This is a genomic window from Mastigocoleus testarum BC008 (genome assembly GCF_001456025.1).
GTDB lineage: Bacteria > Cyanobacteriota > Cyanobacteriia > Cyanobacteriales > Nostocaceae > Mastigocoleus > Mastigocoleus testarum.
On record NZ_LMTZ01000115.1, the window covers coordinates 71,808 to 88,623 of the forward strand.

Below are 16,816 nucleotides of genomic sequence, written 5' to 3' on the forward strand. Positions count from 1 at the left end.
AAGGGGTTAATCGCATCTTAAGGTCACTTTGTATGGAATTAAAAGCGCGTGATTGAAGCAGAAGTTCACTTATCACTACATAACTTCCTGCGATCGCAAGCGGGTTTCCCTTCCTGGCCTCATCACTTGACGATGGCTAGATTGGTCGCACGTGCATTGCGAGTAGGCAGAAGCGCCTTAATTCAAGTCGGTGCGGCTTGTGGATTTCAAGGGCGTTATCGGACCAGTTTTGTCGCTTCGGCATTAATGTGGCAAGGTCCGGTGATTATTGTTGCTACACCCTGTGTACAACAACGTCTATTACGAGTAGAAATTCCCCGCCTGCAGGAGTGGCTAAAAATTGATAAATCAATTAGGACAGGTGATACCTTCCCCAACAGAGACTTTCAAGGATTATTTGTCACCTCCCCTCAAGCTTGGCTAGCCGCACAATTAACTAACAAAGAAGCATTTCCCAAAAATATTCCCACAATTATTGACGGGGTCGACGATCTAGAAGATTGGGTAACCGAACAGTTGACCGTCAGCTTAACAGCGCAAGATTGGGAAGAATTAATGCTGGCTTGTCCCAAGCAAGTAGACAGAATTCGTTCGGCAAGAATAGAACTCACCCGAGAATTATTCCAACATCCGGTTAATCCCCACGAATGTTACTTGATTTCTCCCAGAGAAGAAGAAACTTTAATTCGATTATTTTCAGTTTTAAATCTAGATAATTTACCGGATACTTGGAGAAACTTTTATCAGCACTATCAACAGCAAGAAGTGCAAACCAATAATCTACAAACCAATAATCTACAAGCGAATAACTTACAAGTAAATAATCTACAACCCAAAAAATTTGTTTCGCCTCTAGTTTGGGCAAATATTACTCGTCGTCAGGGGTCATTTTCTTTGCATAGTGCCCCCGTGGAACCTGCTAATGTCCTTTCAGAAATTTGGGAACGGCAACCAGTAGTTTTGATTGGTAGTGCCGTAGAAGCAGAAACGGAAGCTCCAATATTTCGTCAGCGTATGGGTTTGGGCGATTTAACTTGCTTGAAATTTTCCTCAGATAGTCAAACAGAAGCAATTCAACTGTACATACCATTACAGTTTCCTTTACCCAACACTCCCGAGTTTCAAGGAGGATTTATCAATAAGGTTCGTACCCTGCTATGTTTAAGCGCAACATCACCGGGTTTAACGGTCATACTGGTGGGAGATGTGCCTTTAAAATCGCAAGTGGGAACAATCCTAGCCTCTGAATTTGGTTCCCGAGTGCAGGTAGAAAAAACCTGTTTAGAAGAAAATGGGGTTTTAGTCAGTGGCTGGGAGTTTTGGCGCGAACATCAAAGTGTTTTACCTGCACCGGAATTACTAATTATTGCAACTTTACCTTTACCATCATTAGAAAATCCTTTAGTTGCTGGTAGAGTTACCTACTACAAAAAAAGACATCAAGATTGGTTTCGCCTATATTTACTACCAACAGCTCTAAAAGAATTACAAAGAGCGATCGCGCCAGTTAGAGAAAATCAAGGCATTGTAGCTTTACTGGATAGCCGCGTAATCAACCGTAGTTACGGGGCTGATGTTTTATCTGTACTCAGTCCCTTAGCACGCGTCAATTATCTCGATCCGAGCTTGTTTTCTAGACAAGAGGAGATTGGGGATTAGGGACTGGTGACTGGCAACTGGCGACTAGGGACTGACGACTGGCGACTGGGTATTAGTGACTGGAAATCATCGATATTTTTTCTAACTGCCAATATGAAGCTGTTGCACAATGCAACACTAACACCATATGCCGCAAGGCGGCACGCAGTGCTTATGGCTCTTAGCGGAAGCGTGACGCCAATTCCCAATCCCCAAATGCTATCATCCCCATAAAGCCTTTTACTGGAAGCAATAAGTTATGGGTGAAGCAAAGCGTCGCCGAGAGGCGTTAGGAGAACAATACGGACAAGAGGCAAGAATTTTACCTTGGGTTCCCATTACGAAAACTCAAGCTAATCTATTTGTCGAATGGACAACTCGTGGTGCTTGGCTGGGTATTATCTTGATGGTCATTGGCTGGGTGACAATTCGTTTTATTGGTCCAGCTTTTGGTTGGTGGCAGTTAGCCGATTAGTTTCAATGTTTCGCTTTGAAATAAAATCTTGATTATTTGTAATTTGTGACTAACCAATCGATGAAAATACTTGTGAATTCGACATTCTAGAAATACTTTCAAGATTAATTCAAAAACATCAAGGGTCAGGAGTAAACTTTTTAGTTGCTTTTGACCCTTCGAATATGAGAGAGTTATTGTTCCCGAAAAATTTGGAATAACTTTATATAAGAACCATCAATGCAAAAACACACCACAACATTCACCAAGCGAATGTTTAGGAAAATGTAAAAATCACAACTTTTTCCTTCCCAAAATTTCAAAGTATATCTTTGGAAAACTTCACTAAAGTCATTCCAAGTCTATGGATCTAAATAAAAGATTAGCTACTACTCAATGGCTAATGAAAAGTAAATACCTAAGTGTAGTGCAAACTTTATTAACATTGAGACAAAATAGTGATTTATATTACACATTCTGTTAACTTTAATGAATTTTGATTGCACAGATAGGCTTTACTTGGGATCAGGCTTAAATATACTTGTATTAAATTTTGGTTTATTCTGAAACTTATAGACCTCTATTTCTCGCAAAGAGTTACAAAAATGTCTCAATAATTACATTTTTACAAATTGCAAAGAAATCCTGCCGAAATGGCAACACACTTACAATGTATTTAGCTATCGTCGTTGGTAAGTTAGACAAAATCAAATTTTCTGTTTTACCAACGTGTATCTATGGAAACTGCAGTCTAACCTGCCCATACCAAAGCTTTCGTTAGTTATCAACTGATAGAAAATGGAAGTAATGGAGGCACTCAATGGTATTAACTGTTGTAGAAAAAGACTAAAGATACGCACCCAAGTTCAAGAGACAATCGAGTAGTAATAACGTCCCGAAATGATAATTCAATATCTGAATTGCTCTTAAATAGAAGCAAGCATGCGTTTGAATTATGATTTGCAAGATGTTCTTGATTAAATCGGCACTTTAAGTCATATATGTACTTTTTACATGCTTGACTTGCACCGAATATAAGCTACTCTTGAAGCGGAATGTATTAAACAAAAACATGAGCGTACAGACTGATGTGAAGAAAAAATTAATTCTTTAAATTCTGTCTGATAGTTTAAACTCGCAAAGTGAATAGTTTGATACGGAAGCAAGACAAGTAATGAACTACTTTAATCTAGGTAGTAACTAAACTTCTTCGTTCTCTATATTTATCTGGAAATTGTAATGAATAGTTTACAATACCAGTTCATGAGAAAATCTAAAGAAAATATAAAACAGACTAAAAACACAGTGGTGTCTGGAGGACAAACGTGTTTCTGAGACTAGCACAACAACATCGACAATTTGTTCAAGACCTTGTAATGAACTTACAAGCCCTAGCTATCGTTCTGGAGCGACGTGGATATCCTGCGTCCTGCTACACCTGTGGCGACCAGATGAATAGTGCGTCTTTTATGGTCAGTTTAGGCGAGAATCACTTAATCAGGTTTCTGGTATCGGACTACGGTATTACTTGGACCGAAATGCGTGATGATCGCGAATTAATGAAATTAGAGGGTGCTGAAGCAGTTAATCAACTGCAAGAACTTGCTAATATCGTTAAGAACTTTGTAGGAACCCCAAAAAACCACAAAACTCTTGCTAAGCGCACTTAACTTCCAGTGTGTTTTTGGATACTCAGATAGTGATTAGAAGGCACATTGGGAATTGCCAGTTAGTTCCTAGTCTGCGTTTGCTCTCTCGCTAGCTAATTTTCACCAAAATTAACTATTGACTAACTATTACCCATAACCCTCTAATCAATAAAAATTAGTTTTGAATGGGTTAGTTGTAAATTTCTTGGCTCAGTATTACTTCAAAGTATTGCCTAAATTCAGTTAATAGTTGTTTAGTCAGAAACAGCAAAAACACTTGTGAAGTCATAGTGATTTTACTTCACTTCATTACCATAAGTAAAAAATGCTATTGTTGTCGGAATTGAGATAATTTTGTGATTTTTTATTGTTTTTAGTTCGAGCCAGCTTTCCTGTGTTTACATTGCTCGTTCAAAACAAATTACCCCCAAAACAAAAGTATACCCATCAAGTTTTAGATTACGATTATTTGAATTATCATTGCAGCTTTGATCGCAAGTAAAAACTTCCGGTTCGTGATTTTGATGTTATAAGATTCATCAATCTTCAGGGAATACCAACAAAAAAATTATTCCATACCTTAATTCTGTTCGTGGTGCGTTACCGCTAATAAGCGCGTCCGCACCCAAAACAATAGAATTTTTTATTTATTTACTGGAAGTTTCTCACTAATAGGATTATTGCTAAATTTTGTCGACTTCAGGATTTTTAATCCTGGAATCAGATTTTTTGACTAGACCATTTTCTTCATCTTTCGCTTTTCATATTCAAATGATATTTTCATCATCATTTGACCGCCACATAAAGTTAATAGCCACAAGAGCTAGGTATAAGTCGATAGCCAATAAAAAGTTTGTTTACTTTAAATTAAGTAGAAAGTTCAGTTTTCTTAAAGTACATCATTCATGCGCGAACAAGTTTTTTAATGGATGCTGTTGTCCCAACAATAATATTTGCAGCAGCTTCTAGACCGCCAGCGTACTGAATATCTTCTTGTAATCTTTCAGCATTTTGCCTGTAGAAATCCTCTGTCATTACCCTTTGAACTGTATTTCTTAAATTAGCAACAGTTAATTTATTGAGCGGAATAAATTCACCTGCTCCAGACCAAGCAATACGTGTGGCTACACCCGGTTGACTGTTAGTAATCGGAATTACAACCAAAGGGACTCCATTACTCAGTGATTCTAAGGTTGTGTTCATTCCCCCATGAGTAATTGTTAGACTTGCTTTTTGCAATAACTCTAGTTGAGGTGCATATTTTACAACTATTGGATTTCCAGGTAACTTTGGTAATTCTTCTGGTTCCAGAGAACCACCCAAAGATATTACTAGCTGCACATCTGGCGCAGCGCAAGCTTCAGCAATATAGGAAAAAATATACTGAATCTGATTTTGTACAGTTCCTAGGGAGGCATAAATCAACCTTCTACCACTTAACTTTTCAAATGGAAAGTCAACATCTTGGCGGGTCCTAGGATGATGTAATGGTCCAGTAAAGTAAAAATTTGAGGGAAGTTGGCGTCTGGGAAATTCAAACTCCGGTGGTTGTTGGCTTAGAGTTGCTAATCTTAATTCCGAGGAATAGTTGTGGGAATATGGCGGTAAATTCCACTCACGACGATAATCGGATATTGTTTTTTGTATTGGTTTGAGCAAATTGTGCAAAAAAGCATAACCAACTTGATTGCGAATCAATGCCCACCATGCCAGATTGTAATCCCAAGTTGTGAAATAGGGAGGTACAATATCTTCTCCTTTTAGAAGCAGACTGGAACATACAGTTACAAATGGGATATTCAAATGTTCCGCAATAGTAATTCCTGCAGATAAAGCTTCATCTATCAGCAGTAATTCGATCCCAGCAGCTTTAATCGCTTGGGGTGCACGATATAAAAATGAGACAGATAATTCTTTAAGTAACTCAATGGTATAGCGCAATCCTGCCAAACCATTCAATTTTCCTAACTTATTGAAAGATTCAGTTATTGAACCTGGGGGAAACTCAGATTCTAAAATCGGGAAAAATTCTAATCCTGCTGCTACTACGATCGCTTGAATATCGAGTACACCGATCACTGTAACACGATGACCCCGTCTGTGTAGCTCATTTCCCAAAGCAATCATTGGATTGAGATGTCCGGTCGCTGGTGGACAAATAATGCCAAAGTGAGTCATTTTATGATATTGATTTCCTAACGGGTTAATAGATAATTTCAAATACAAGCGCTGAAACAACAATTCGGCAATTTATTACAAATCCTGTTTTTAATACCCTTGACTTTTTATTTACTCCAGGCTAAGGATTTGGTAAGTGGAAATTGCTAAGTGGAAAGGGTTTTAAAGACGGATTTGGGTAGATACATGTTTCTTCCCAGAGGTCGAAATAGATTATTTTAATCTTATAGGGGTAAGATTCCTAATTTATCAAGCTCCCATAAGATAGATAATGCACTTATGTCCAGTAAACAACATAAGTGCATTATCTATAGTAATTGTTACTATTAGAAAAAATTAAAATTAAATCAATTTAATTTAATTTAAGTTATTTTATTTAATCTTCAAGAATTTTTCTAATCCTGCTACCATGCTTGGAGGCCAACGCCGAATATTTTTCACCCAATCAATATCTTTATATCTACGATCTATTCCGTAGGCTGCAACCCAGTTACTTTCAGCTTCTCCTTTTTTCCCTGCAGCCCAAAGAACCGCAGTTAATGCAGCGCGCATATCCGCAGACTGAGGATATTTACGAACAATATTTTTAATTTCTCGGGTTGCTTGTTCTTTGTTACCTAGTTCGTATAAAGCAAAAGCATAGTTAGCCCGTGCTAAGGAAAACTTCGGATCTATTTTCATCGATTTTTGATAGTCAGCGATCGCCAAATCCCATTTACCTAAACCACCGTAAGCATTACCGCGATTGTTATATGCCATTGCATCATTAGGATCTAGCTTCAGGACGTAATTATAATCAGCGATCGCGTCATCCCATCTACCCAAGCCTTCAAATGCTGTTCCTCGATTCAAATAAGAGTCGGTGATGTTGGGTGCTAACTCTATAGCTCGGTCAAAATCTGTAACTGCATCTTCAAGTTTGTTTTGACTGATTTTCAAATTTCCTCGATTACTCCAAGCTGCAGGATTGGTGGGAAATTTTTCGATAATCTGCGTCCAGTAAGCTTCTGCTCCTTCTAAGTCACCCCTACTCATTGCAGTAAAAGCTTTTTTAGCTAATTCATCTCCAATTTTTAATTCTTCATTTGTGATGAGAGAGATTTGAGTTTGGGCAAAAACTGGTTCAGCCCAATTAAAAATCAACAATAAACTTAGTAAAATCCCAATTAATTTAAGCATTACTTTAACAGTTATTAATTTGTGGGGGTTGGGGATTTGCGTTAGCGCCTAGCGTAAGCGTACCGGATCCGCAAGGTAGCGCAGCTATAGGTATTGCGTGACGCGACAGCGTCATATGGGGATTGGCGTTAGCCTCCAGTATGGCTTTAGCCATGTAAGGATTAAGTAATTTTTACCCAGTCGCTATATGCTGCTTGCGGCGGCACGCAGTGCTATCCCCAGTCGCCGATACTACAACAAAGATAATTGTTCATTAGGTGGTTTGAAACCCAAGTGTTTATAAGCTGCTGGAGTTGCAACTCTTCCTCGCGAAGTTCGATGTAAATACCCGATTTGCATCAAATAAGGTTCGTAAACTTCCTCAATTGTTTGGGTATCCTCACCAGTCGCAGCTGCAATAGTTTCTAGACCCACAGGTCCGCCATTAAATTGTTCGATAATAACGCTCAACATTCGTCGGTCTGTCCAATCTAAACCACAGGGGTCGACTTGAAATAATTGTAATGCTTCTCCTGCAACCTCTTCCGTAATTTCACCACTCTTTTTTACTTCAGCATAATCACGGACGCGTCTAAGTAATCTATTCGCTATACGTGGCGTTCCCCGCGCCCGTCGGGCAATTTCTGCTGCACCATCATCACTCACAGGTGTTTTAAGTAATTTAGAACTGCGAAGAACGATTTGACTAAGTTCGTCTACTTCATAGAAACGTAACTTTTGAATTAAGCCGAAGCGATCGCGCAATGGAGAAGTTAAAGCACCGACACGGGTTGTGGCCCCAACTAGAGTAAACTTTGACAGTGGAATACTGCGAGTTCGAGCACTAGCACCTTTACCCACGGTAATATCTAAACGAAAATCTTCCATTGCGGGATACAATATTTCCTCTGTCATCCGTGAGAGGCGATGAATTTCATCAATAAATAAAATATCTCCAGGTTTGATATTCACTAGTAACCCCATAATATCCCTGGGTCTTTCCAGAGCGGGTGCACTAGTAATTTTATAATTCACCTCCATTTCTGCAGCTAAAATCATTGCCATTGTGGTTTTTCCCAATCCGGGAGGACCATACAAAAGTAGGTGATCTAATACTTCACCTCTGGACTTGGCTGCTTCAATTGCTATGGCTAGTACATCTTTTAAATCTTTTTGCCCAATATAGTCAGCAAAACGTTGGGGGCGAATGCTCTCTTCTGGCTTACCCTCTTCGTCTTCGGCTGCTTGTGGTTGTAAAAGATTTTCATTGGGGGGAGATTTAACTTTTTCCCTTTTTGACTTGGGCTTTTTACCTGGTTCTGGAGGGTGTTTTTTGGAGGAGATAATTGCCATAATTCACCGGCTATCGACTTCTACTTGTGAAACTTGAAGAGCGCTGAAGACAGAAAATGTGACGACGATGCAAAAATTTTACCTTCATTTCCTTCCCCAATTCCGAAAACAAAGATTAATTGACAAAAATCAAAATAACTTTTCTCATTGGGAATTAGATATTTGGCTGAATTGAGGGGATAGTCTGTGGAGCAGACAAACCCCTTAGAAGTTATTCTAAGGCTGTGAAGAAACAGGAAGTAAGCACCAAAGTTACTTTTGTTCAGCTTTGTCTAGACCTGGGCAACTTTAGGTAAGTTTTACGGAACGGCGAAGAGCTTTGTATTTCCCTCAAAGTACTTGTGACACAGGGGCTTGGAGAATTTCAACCTGGATCTGTAAAAAAAGCTTTTGGGTTATGGTCTTATCTGAAGCTTTATCATGTATGCTGTCTTATTGGGTAAAAATACGGGTGAAGAAAAAAGATTTTCACCCTCAAATCAGCTCGTCAATTTTAATTAAAATTTATTTTCCGGGTAATTACTCAGGAGTCAAAATTCCTTATGTTAGCGAAAAGAATCTTACCGTGCTTGGATGTTCGGGCGGGACGAGTTGTAAAAGGAGTTAACTTTGTTGACCTTAAAGATGCAGGAGATCCCGTAGAATTAGCAAAAGTTTACAATGAAGCAGGCGCAGACGAGTTAGTGTTTCTAGATATTACAGCTTCTCATGAAAATAGAGACACTATTATTGACGTCGTTTACCGGACAGCCGAGCAGGTCTTCATTCCCCTCACCGTAGGCGGTGGGATCCAAACCTTAGAAAATGTTAAAAATCTGTTACGAGCTGGGGCAGATAAGGTTAGTATTAATTCTGCGGCTGTACGAAACCCAGATTTGATCGACCGTGCAAGCGAACGTTTTGGCAATCAATGTATAGTTGTTGCAATAGATGCCAGACGCCGCACGAATTCGGAACATCCTGGGTGGGATGTATATGTTAAAGGTGGACGCGAAAATACTGGTCTGGATGCCTTGGAATGGGCAAAAGAAGTAGAGAAACGCGGTGCTGGAGAACTGCTAGTAACTAGTATGGATGCTGATGGAACGCAAGCAGGATATGACCTGGAATTGACACGAGCTATTTCCGATGCTGTACAAATTCCTGTTGTTGCTTCTGGTGGTGCGGGTAATTGTCAACATATTCATGCAGCGTTGACTGATGGTAAAGCTGAAGCTGCTTTGTTAGCATCACTACTACACTATGGACAATTGAGTGTAGCTGAAATTAAAACATATCTACAAAAACACAAAGTTCCTGTCAGGATAACTGATTAGTTCTCATTAATTTCCAGCACAATAAACCTAATTGAATTGCACGGAATTGCACACACTTTCCGAAAAGAATGTTAATATAAATTCACAAGAATTAATATAATTTAAAGTAGATTATGTTGGTTCCAATTTTAGTTCTTGATGTTGCACTAGTAGCATGGTCGTTGCATCTGATGGAAAAAGCTTTTGAAAACAAGGAGTTTTCCTTAATGCTGGCTGGTTTGCTAGTTGCTCTTGCGGCGGCAGCAATGATGGTAGTTTATTTTTTAATGGGTAATTGTATGAGCTATTTGCTCCACTCTTAATTGAAATATTTTATCTATCTTTTGCTGAGATGTCATTTTGTTCTGAAAAATAACAATTGCAAAAAAACTACAAGTAAGCAAGTTAAAAAATATCTTTGTATTTGAACAAAAATTTGTTTGTATATATTAAAGATATATTAAATTACTTATTGACAAATGTTGTTACTTTGTAATAAATGTATTTTTGTTAGTCGTTAGTATCTCTATCGTCCGAGTTTAACTTGTCAGGTCATAACTTAGTTTACGTCTGATGTGTCAACATCTGAAAATTGAAACATACAGATGGAGTCATTAACCCTAGAGGTTGTAACCTTAGAGGTTGTAAATTTATAGATATATGTACTTGACAAAACATTCTTTATTAATACAAGATTAGAGATGCATTATCCGGGGTTATAGCTCAGTTGGTAGAGCACCTCAATGGCATTGAGGGGGTCAGCGGTTCGAATCCGCTTAGCTCCATATTTTTGGTATGTAAATAATTCTTGAATGTGACTTACATATCAGTCATAATTAATACAGATGATTGAATTTTTCTTAACCAAATTAGCTAAATTATTTTAGCCTGTAGGGCTTGGTAAATATTTCTGGATTGACTGAGAAATAAAAATGTAAATTGAATTTAAAAAAACTTGTAACGTTCTCTCAGTAACAACAGTAATTTTGCGTAAATAACTCAATAAACAGAAATTGTTTAATTTTAGAGCCATAAAATTAACAGGCTTCAAAATATGAAGTAACTGTTTAGACAATAAAAAATAGAAAATAAAATGAAAAAAATAATTTGCCACGCTTTTGGAAGTAATTCGGCAACAGCTTGTGCAGCTCTTTTAGTGGGTTTAACAACACTATTATATTCTTCTCCCAAGGTATCAACTGCGGAAGCGCACGCGGTAGCGAAAAGTAATACAGTTACTCCTCGAAGGCGAATTGAGATTGACTTATCAGATCAGGTGCTAAGAGCATGGGATGGAAAAACAATAGTTTATATGATGCCTGTTTCTACAGGAAAACGTTCAACACCAACACCTACAGGTAAATATCGCGTTCAGACCAAATTGCGCTCCACTCGAATGCGAGGTGATGGGTATGATATTGCCAATGTTCCTTACACAATGTACTACCACGGAGGTTATGCAATCCATGGTGCTCCTTGGCGTAAAAACTTTAACGTTCCAGGTAGTCATGGTTGTGTAAATTTATCTGTAAAACATGCTCAGATGCTATATCAATGGGCGAGAGTAGGAACGCCGGTTATTGTGAAACGGTAATGGGTAATGGGTAATGGGTAATGGGTAATGGGTAATTGGTAATTGGTAATTTTTTCCAATCCCCAATCCCTATATGGCTAACGCCACGCAATAACTATAGCTGCGCTACCTTGCGGATCCGTTACGCAATACCTACGGTACGCTTCCGCTAGCCGCTAAGCGCTAACGCCAATAGCTAATCCCCTAATCTCAACTCAATTGTGCTACTAACTTGTTTTCCAAAAGGATTTCGTGGGTTAATAGGTCTTGCACAGTAATGCGCAAAAATCTTTGCTCATCTACTTGAAAACCAATTTTAATTCGATCGCTACCTGGAAAACCTGGTGGTGTTAGTTTTGCGATACTTCTAGCACCATCTTTATCATTGAGGGGAGTGACACTAGTTCGCTCGCTTTCTAAACGACGGGTAACTAGGCGATCGCCATCAAAATAAACTTCTGTTGCACCCGCATCTGTACCCAATTCACCCATGATTAATTCAATACTGGGTTGATTCTCCATGGAAGCTCCCAACACTAACTCTACTGGGTTAATCGTGGGATAAGGTTGTCCTGGAGGAATGATAGGATGCCAATTATGACGTTTATTACGTCTATCCCAATAGCGAATTCCATAACTGTGATAGAGAAAATCTTTAATTTCTAAACCTTGTGCGAGTTGTAATGCTCCTTGGGCGATCGCTTCAAAAGGACGTTCACAACGCACTTTGTTTGGTTCGAAATATTGGTGTATCCACGACTGCAAAGCTGTTAATTGTGATGTTCCACCAACTAATAGCACTGCATCAATATCTGTAACTTCTATCCCCTGACGTCGTGCTTGCTGTAGAAGAGACGTCATTGATTCATCTAGTAACTCAAAAAATGAGTTTTCTTTGAGAATATTTTCTAAGGTTTCGCGATTTAGTTCTAACTCGTAACTTTCAAAGGTTTCATCATTAAAATAAACCTCACTGGCTTGGGTTTGGGTGGAAAGTTGAATTTTTACCTTTTCAGCTAATCTTGTGGTGAGGGGAGTTATTGCTAATCCCTGAGTTTTGGCAAAATAATCGACTATCCAATTATCAATATCGGTTCCTCCCAAATTTTGCCCAGCTTTTGCTAATACTCGAGCAGTTTTTACCTTTTGTTTGGAGTCTTCTGCTAAAGATTTATTTCCCCACTTCAACAAAAAACCCACAGGTTTTGTGGTGTTTTTAACGCTTTTATCCAACTGTACCAAAGATAAATCTAGGGTTCCACCACCAAAATCAACTACTAGTAGATTGTCTTGCTCTGTCAAACCATAACCTAATGCTGCTGCTGTTGGTTCATCCAACATGCGTACTTGTTCTACAGGTAAAGCCTGACAAACTTCTCCCAACCAGTGACGGTAAGCTTCAAAACTATCGACAGGAACTGTCAATACTAAAGAATCTCCCACATCAGGATTCGTTGTGCTTAACTGAGAAATCACTTCAGACAAAAACCATTTTCCTACCTGCTCAAAATTGATAGTTTGTCCGTCTAATTCAGGCATAAATCCTGGTATGGATGCCCCAATACCTCGCTTAAAACTGCGAAAAAATCTTGATTCACCGCTCAGATCTAGACCGCGATCGCGCACTTGTTGTCCAACTAAAACCTTTCCTCGGACTGCATCTTCCACATAGACCAAACTGGGAATTAAAGGCGGATTTAGACTTTGTTTAATTGATAAATTAGGTATATTTAAAGTCTCTGGCTGCTGGGTAACAGGATTCCAGCGAGCAATAACTGTATTACTTGTACCAAAATCTATTGCTATTGCCATATTTTATCAATAATTAAGAGGTGTTGAGAGCAAGTTTTTGAATTATATCTCTTTGTTCTTAGAATTAATTTTATCGTCAAACCATACTTTTTTGGTATGGATGATTTCTCTCATAAATGCAATATATTATCAATAACTTACTATTCTTTGAGAAGACGGCAATACATAACCCCTACAACATCCAAATACGGGGGAGATTTACCAGTTACCAATTACCAATTACCCATTACCAGTTACCAGTTACCAATTACCAATTACCCATTACCAGTTACCAATTACCAATTACCAATTACCAATTACCAATTACCAATTACCCATTACCCATTTACCGACGAGTCAAAATAGCATACTGAAGACGTGCTTCCGCTAACCTTTCATCTAGATTAGGTCGAGCACCAACAGTAAATTCACCAACAACCAATGTGTAATAAACCATTCGAGCCCGTACCATCGCTTCAAAGGGCGTAAATCCAAACTGCAAAAATAAATCTCGGGTGTAGTTCAAACGACGCTCGTCAACTTGAGCAAGAATAACGGCAGTTTTAGAGTCATTTGTTGCCCAAGCTCGAATTGCATTTTCTACTTTACCGTCATCTCGAACAGCTAGTTCTAGTAAGTTGAATAACTTGTTATTAGCATCTCCACCCTTTTTTTCAACTTCTTGAATAATTCCATCTGTATCGCGATTTACCCATTCTTGCAAAAGTGATTCTAAAAGTTCACCTCGATTTTTAAAATGCCAGTAAAAGCTACCTTTGGTCACATTCATTAATTTCGCCAGGGGTTCTACTCGTACAGCTTCAATTCCGCTTTCGGCTAAAACCGTTAAACCCTTTTCAATCCAGTCTTTTCGCCCAAGTTTTATAACTTCTTTCTTTTTTACCATACGGTAACGTATTGACATTTAAATAGTCCAAGTAATAATCTACAACCATACGGTAGCGTATTGAAACGGAATGGAAATATTTATGGATACTTTAATTGATAAAAATAAGGCGGTAGCCCTGCATTTTGCAAAAGATGGATGGGGAACGAATCCTGGTTGGACAAAGGTTTGGGATGAATTGATGAGTCCGGATGTTGTTTATCACTTCAATAGTTCTGCAGAACCAATTATTGGTCTGGAAGCAAATAAAGAATTTAACGCGGGTTTATTTGTAGGTTTTCCAGACATCAAACAAAGACTTGAAGATGCGATTGCAGAAGATGACAAAGTTGTTTATCGGACAACACTTCAAGGAACCCATACAGGGAATTTCTTGGGTACTCCACCAACGGGTAAAAGAGTGAAAGTAAATGACTTTACGTTGCTACGAATAGTCGAAGGGAAAATTGTTGAGTGGTGGTACGAATGCAACCTGCTTGAAGTGATGACACAGCTTGGTTTAATCCCTGAAAATGAGGTGTAGGATGCTGCAGTTTAGCGGATATTGGTTGCTTGTCACAAGTTTTATTCACATAATCGTTGGTTTTTGGGTCTATGGAGAACCATTAGCGGAAATTGTTAGCGATGGATTTTTTAACAGTGTTGCTCCTAACCCATTTGCACCTAATTTTGCTCGCGAAGATGCTTTTTGGTTCATGACACTGACTGCATTTTTCGTTATTTTGGCACAGCTATGTTTTTGGGCGCATTTTCGTAAGATTGCATTACCGGAGTCTATTGGTTGGACTTTATTAATAACTTCAATTATTGGTGCGATTGCTATTCCGATTTCGGGTTTCTGGTTGTTGATGGTACCAGCAATTCTAATCATTGCTGCATCAAAAAATGTAAGCAATTTAGATATAAAATGCCAGAAGACAGAATTGTAATTGAATCTCCTATAATTAGAGGAATTTGCAATCTCAAGGTATCAAAATAAAGTAGTTTAATGTATTTATTAGCAACAATTTATTGCTTTGTAAAAAGATTAACTTTATTTTATTAGCAGTCAACAAGATTGATTGTTAATTAGCTAAGGTAAGTTTATGCTCCAAAAGATTATTGCTGAGCTTTCTTTCTCTTTACCCGAATTGTATTTACCATTAGTTTTGGTTCCTATTAGCTTAATAGGAGTATTTGGTTGGCGTTTTTGGAAACGTAAGAATACTTATAAATCTCTAAATTCTATTCCTTCTCCTCCTAGACACTGGTTATTAGGAAATATCCCTCAAGTGTTAGCTGCAGTCGAAAACAAGAAGTATTCTCAATTCCTATTTGATTGGAGCCAAAAATTAGGCACTCCTTATATTTTATGGGCAGGCGATCCAATTCTGATTCTGAGTAAACCCAAAGTAATTGAGGAAACCATCATTAATGGAACAAAAGATGGAAGTTTAGTCAGGAGTCGCAAAGCACAAAAAGCTTGGAATGATATAAGTGGACCTATTCTTTTGGGTCAACATGGTACCAACTGGCAATGGCGACGCAAGGCTTGGAATCCAGGATTTACTGCTAATGCTCTTTCCAAGTACTTAGAAATTGTTGATGAATCTTGTTCGCAAGTAGTTGAAAATATCAAAAAATCTAAGCCTTCGGAAGCTGTTCGAGTAGATCCTCTATTTGTTGAACTAACTCTCAAAGTGATTTCCTGTCTAGTCTTGGGGATTCCTGTGGATAGAAAAGTCTCTAGCCCAGAAGGACCACCCCTAGAAATAGAAAAAGTATATGATGCAACATCAGTTGTAAGCTATCGTTTTCTGCGTGTAGTGACTGGCAAAGAAAAAAAATGGTATAAATACTTGCCACTTAAAACATCTCGTGATTATTGGTCAGCAAGAAGATATTTAAATGATTTTCTGATTCCCCGTGTGGATTTAGCACTACAACTTAGAGATGGTAAACAGGGTGTTCTAAAGCAAGTAAGCCCTTGCTTCCAAGAATCTATGCTAGTAAAAATCGCTGCGAGAGAACCAAAATATAACCGTGAAACTCTCATTTCGGAGACAATTCAACTCTTAATAGGAGGTACTGATACAACAGCTCATACCTTGTCTTTTGCTGTTGGCGAATTAGCATTAAATCCAAGAGTCTTTCAGCAAGCACAGTCTGTTGTCGATAAGGTATGGTCAAGCCAAGGTAAGTTTGATTTAGAAAGTTTGAAAGAATTAAATTACATTCGAGCTATTGTCAAAGAAACTCTACGTACTTATTCAATAGCATCGGGCTCTACTTCTTTACAAGCTATACGGGATACTACAATTGAGGGTATTAATATTCCTCGAGGTACAAAAGTGTTCTGGTCTATGCTTGCAGCAGGAAGAGATCCAGAAACATATGAGCAACCTGAAGAATTTAGACCGGAACGTTGGCTCGAAGGAAAAGGTAGTCATTCTCTGCCTAATATCGAGTTTGGTTCGGGTTCTCATCGTTGCTTAGGTGAGCATTTAGCAATGCTTGAAGCAACAATAATGCTTGCACAGTTACTCAGATATTTTAACTGGGAATTGGTTAACGGTCGGTCATCGCTAGAGAATTGGCAGCAGAATATATTAATTTATCCATCTGATGGAATGCCTTTGCGTTTTCAGTTGAGATAAATTAGGCTTGTGGACAAACTTGGGTTTATTACAAATTTTAACAACTAGTATAAATTTTTAGAGGAGCAAGCCTGTAGCTTAATGCTCCTCATAATTATTTTCTGAATATAAAACGTATCCGCTCAGTAAGTCGGGGTAAGAAGAAAAAAGAAGAAGGAACAAAAGTAGAGCATGTGTCGTAGAA

15 protein-coding genes and 1 tRNA gene are annotated in these 16,816 nt (G+C 38.4%); 11 read left to right on the top strand and 5 right to left on the bottom strand.

Features of this window, described 5'->3' with window-relative positions; all coding sequences use genetic code 11:
• Positions 1-48: 48 nt before the first annotated feature.
• The 3 genes from BC008_RS29000 to BC008_RS29010 all read left to right on the top strand — a co-directional run bounded on the left by BC008_RS29000 (position 49) and on the right by BC008_RS29010 (position 3,762).
• Positions 49-1,659 (top strand): helicase C-terminal domain-containing protein, encoded by a 1,611-nt coding sequence (locus tag BC008_RS29000; RefSeq protein ID WP_072207783.1) that lies wholly within the window; start codon positions 49-51, stop codon positions 1,657-1,659.
• Between the two features lie 238 nt (positions 1,660-1,897).
• Positions 1,898-2,113, top strand: coding sequence for a DUF2839 domain-containing protein (locus tag BC008_RS29005; RefSeq protein WP_027845074.1), 216 nt, complete (start codon positions 1,898-1,900; stop codon positions 2,111-2,113).
• Between the two features lie 1,304 nt (positions 2,114-3,417).
• A complete protein-coding gene (locus BC008_RS29010) occupies positions 3,418-3,762 on the top strand; it encodes a DUF1815 family protein (protein ID WP_027845073.1) in 345 nt (114 codons plus the stop codon).
• Between the two features lie 882 nt (positions 3,763-4,644).
• Here BC008_RS29010 and BC008_RS29015 read toward each other — a convergent pair.
• The 3 genes from BC008_RS29015 to ruvB all read right to left on the bottom strand — a co-directional run bounded on the left by BC008_RS29015 (position 4,645) and on the right by ruvB (position 8,430).
• Positions 4,645-5,919, bottom strand: a complete 1,275-nt coding sequence (locus tag BC008_RS29015) for a glycosyltransferase (protein ID WP_027845072.1) — start codon at positions 5,917-5,919, stop codon at positions 4,645-4,647.
• 372 nt (positions 5,920-6,291) lie between these two features.
• Entirely contained in the window at positions 6,292-7,098 is an 807-nt protein-coding gene (locus tag BC008_RS29020) for a tetratricopeptide repeat protein (RefSeq protein ID WP_027845071.1), read from the bottom strand.
• Positions 7,099-7,329: 231 nt separating this feature from the next.
• A complete protein-coding gene (ruvB, locus tag BC008_RS29025; RefSeq protein WP_027845070.1) occupies positions 7,330-8,430 on the bottom strand; it encodes a Holliday junction branch migration DNA helicase RuvB in 1,101 nt (366 codons plus the stop codon).
• Positions 8,431-8,972: 542 nt separating this feature from the next.
• On the opposite strand from ruvB, the gene hisF reads away from it, so the two are divergent.
• The 4 genes from hisF to BC008_RS29045 all read left to right on the top strand — a co-directional run bounded on the left by hisF (position 8,973) and on the right by BC008_RS29045 (position 11,319).
• Positions 8,973-9,746 carry an imidazole glycerol phosphate synthase subunit HisF gene (gene hisF, locus BC008_RS29030; RefSeq protein ID WP_027845069.1) on the top strand — a complete coding sequence of 258 codons (774 nt, stop codon included), beginning with the start codon at positions 8,973-8,975 and terminating at the stop codon, positions 9,744-9,746.
• 113 nt (positions 9,747-9,859) lie between these two features.
• Positions 9,860-10,048: a hypothetical protein gene (locus tag BC008_RS29035; protein ID WP_027845068.1), complete on the top strand. Its 189-nt coding sequence runs from the start codon at positions 9,860-9,862 to the stop codon at positions 10,046-10,048.
• Positions 10,049-10,437: 389 nt separating this feature from the next.
• Positions 10,438-10,510 (top strand) — tRNA-Ala (locus tag BC008_RS29040).
• Positions 10,511-10,818: 308 nt separating this feature from the next.
• The gene (locus tag BC008_RS29045; RefSeq protein ID WP_058184103.1) at positions 10,819-11,319 is read left to right on the top strand and encodes a L,D-transpeptidase; all 501 of its coding nucleotides are present in this window, start codon (positions 10,819-10,821) and stop codon (positions 11,317-11,319) included.
• Positions 11,320-11,508: 189 nt separating this feature from the next.
• Here BC008_RS29045 and BC008_RS29050 read toward each other — a convergent pair whose 3' ends face one another.
• The gene (locus tag BC008_RS29050; protein ID WP_027846959.1) at positions 11,509-13,110 is read right to left on the bottom strand and encodes an Hsp70 family protein; all 1,602 of its coding nucleotides are present in this window, start codon (positions 13,108-13,110) and stop codon (positions 11,509-11,511) included.
• A gap of 147 nt (positions 13,111-13,257) precedes the next feature.
• Between BC008_RS29050 and BC008_RS29055 the strand changes: the two genes are divergently transcribed.
• Positions 13,258-13,455, top strand: a complete 198-nt coding sequence (locus BC008_RS29055) for a hypothetical protein (RefSeq protein ID WP_063800831.1) — start codon at positions 13,258-13,260, stop codon at positions 13,453-13,455.
• Here the strand turns inward: BC008_RS29055 and BC008_RS29060 are convergent.
• Positions 13,436-14,014, bottom strand: coding sequence for a TetR/AcrR family transcriptional regulator (locus BC008_RS29060; RefSeq protein WP_027846747.1), 579 nt, complete (start codon positions 14,012-14,014; stop codon positions 13,436-13,438). The genes BC008_RS29055 and BC008_RS29060 overlap by 20 nt on opposite strands.
• Before the next feature lie 64 nt (positions 14,015-14,078).
• On the opposite strand from BC008_RS29060, the gene BC008_RS29065 reads away from it, so the two are divergent.
• The 3 genes from BC008_RS29065 to BC008_RS29075 all read left to right on the top strand — a co-directional run bounded on the left by BC008_RS29065 (position 14,079) and on the right by BC008_RS29075 (position 16,632).
• On the top strand, positions 14,079-14,519 hold the full coding sequence (locus BC008_RS29065) for an ester cyclase (protein WP_027846746.1): 441 nt from the start codon (positions 14,079-14,081) through the stop codon (positions 14,517-14,519).
• Between the two features lies 1 nt (position 14,520).
• The gene (locus tag BC008_RS29070) at positions 14,521-14,925 is read left to right on the top strand and encodes a DUF6463 family protein (protein ID WP_027846745.1); all 405 of its coding nucleotides are present in this window, start codon (positions 14,521-14,523) and stop codon (positions 14,923-14,925) included.
• Between the two features lie 156 nt (positions 14,926-15,081).
• Positions 15,082-16,632: a cytochrome P450 gene (locus BC008_RS29075; protein ID WP_027846744.1), complete on the top strand. Its 1,551-nt coding sequence runs from the start codon at positions 15,082-15,084 to the stop codon at positions 16,630-16,632.
• The last annotated feature ends 184 nt before the right edge of the window (positions 16,633-16,816 follow it).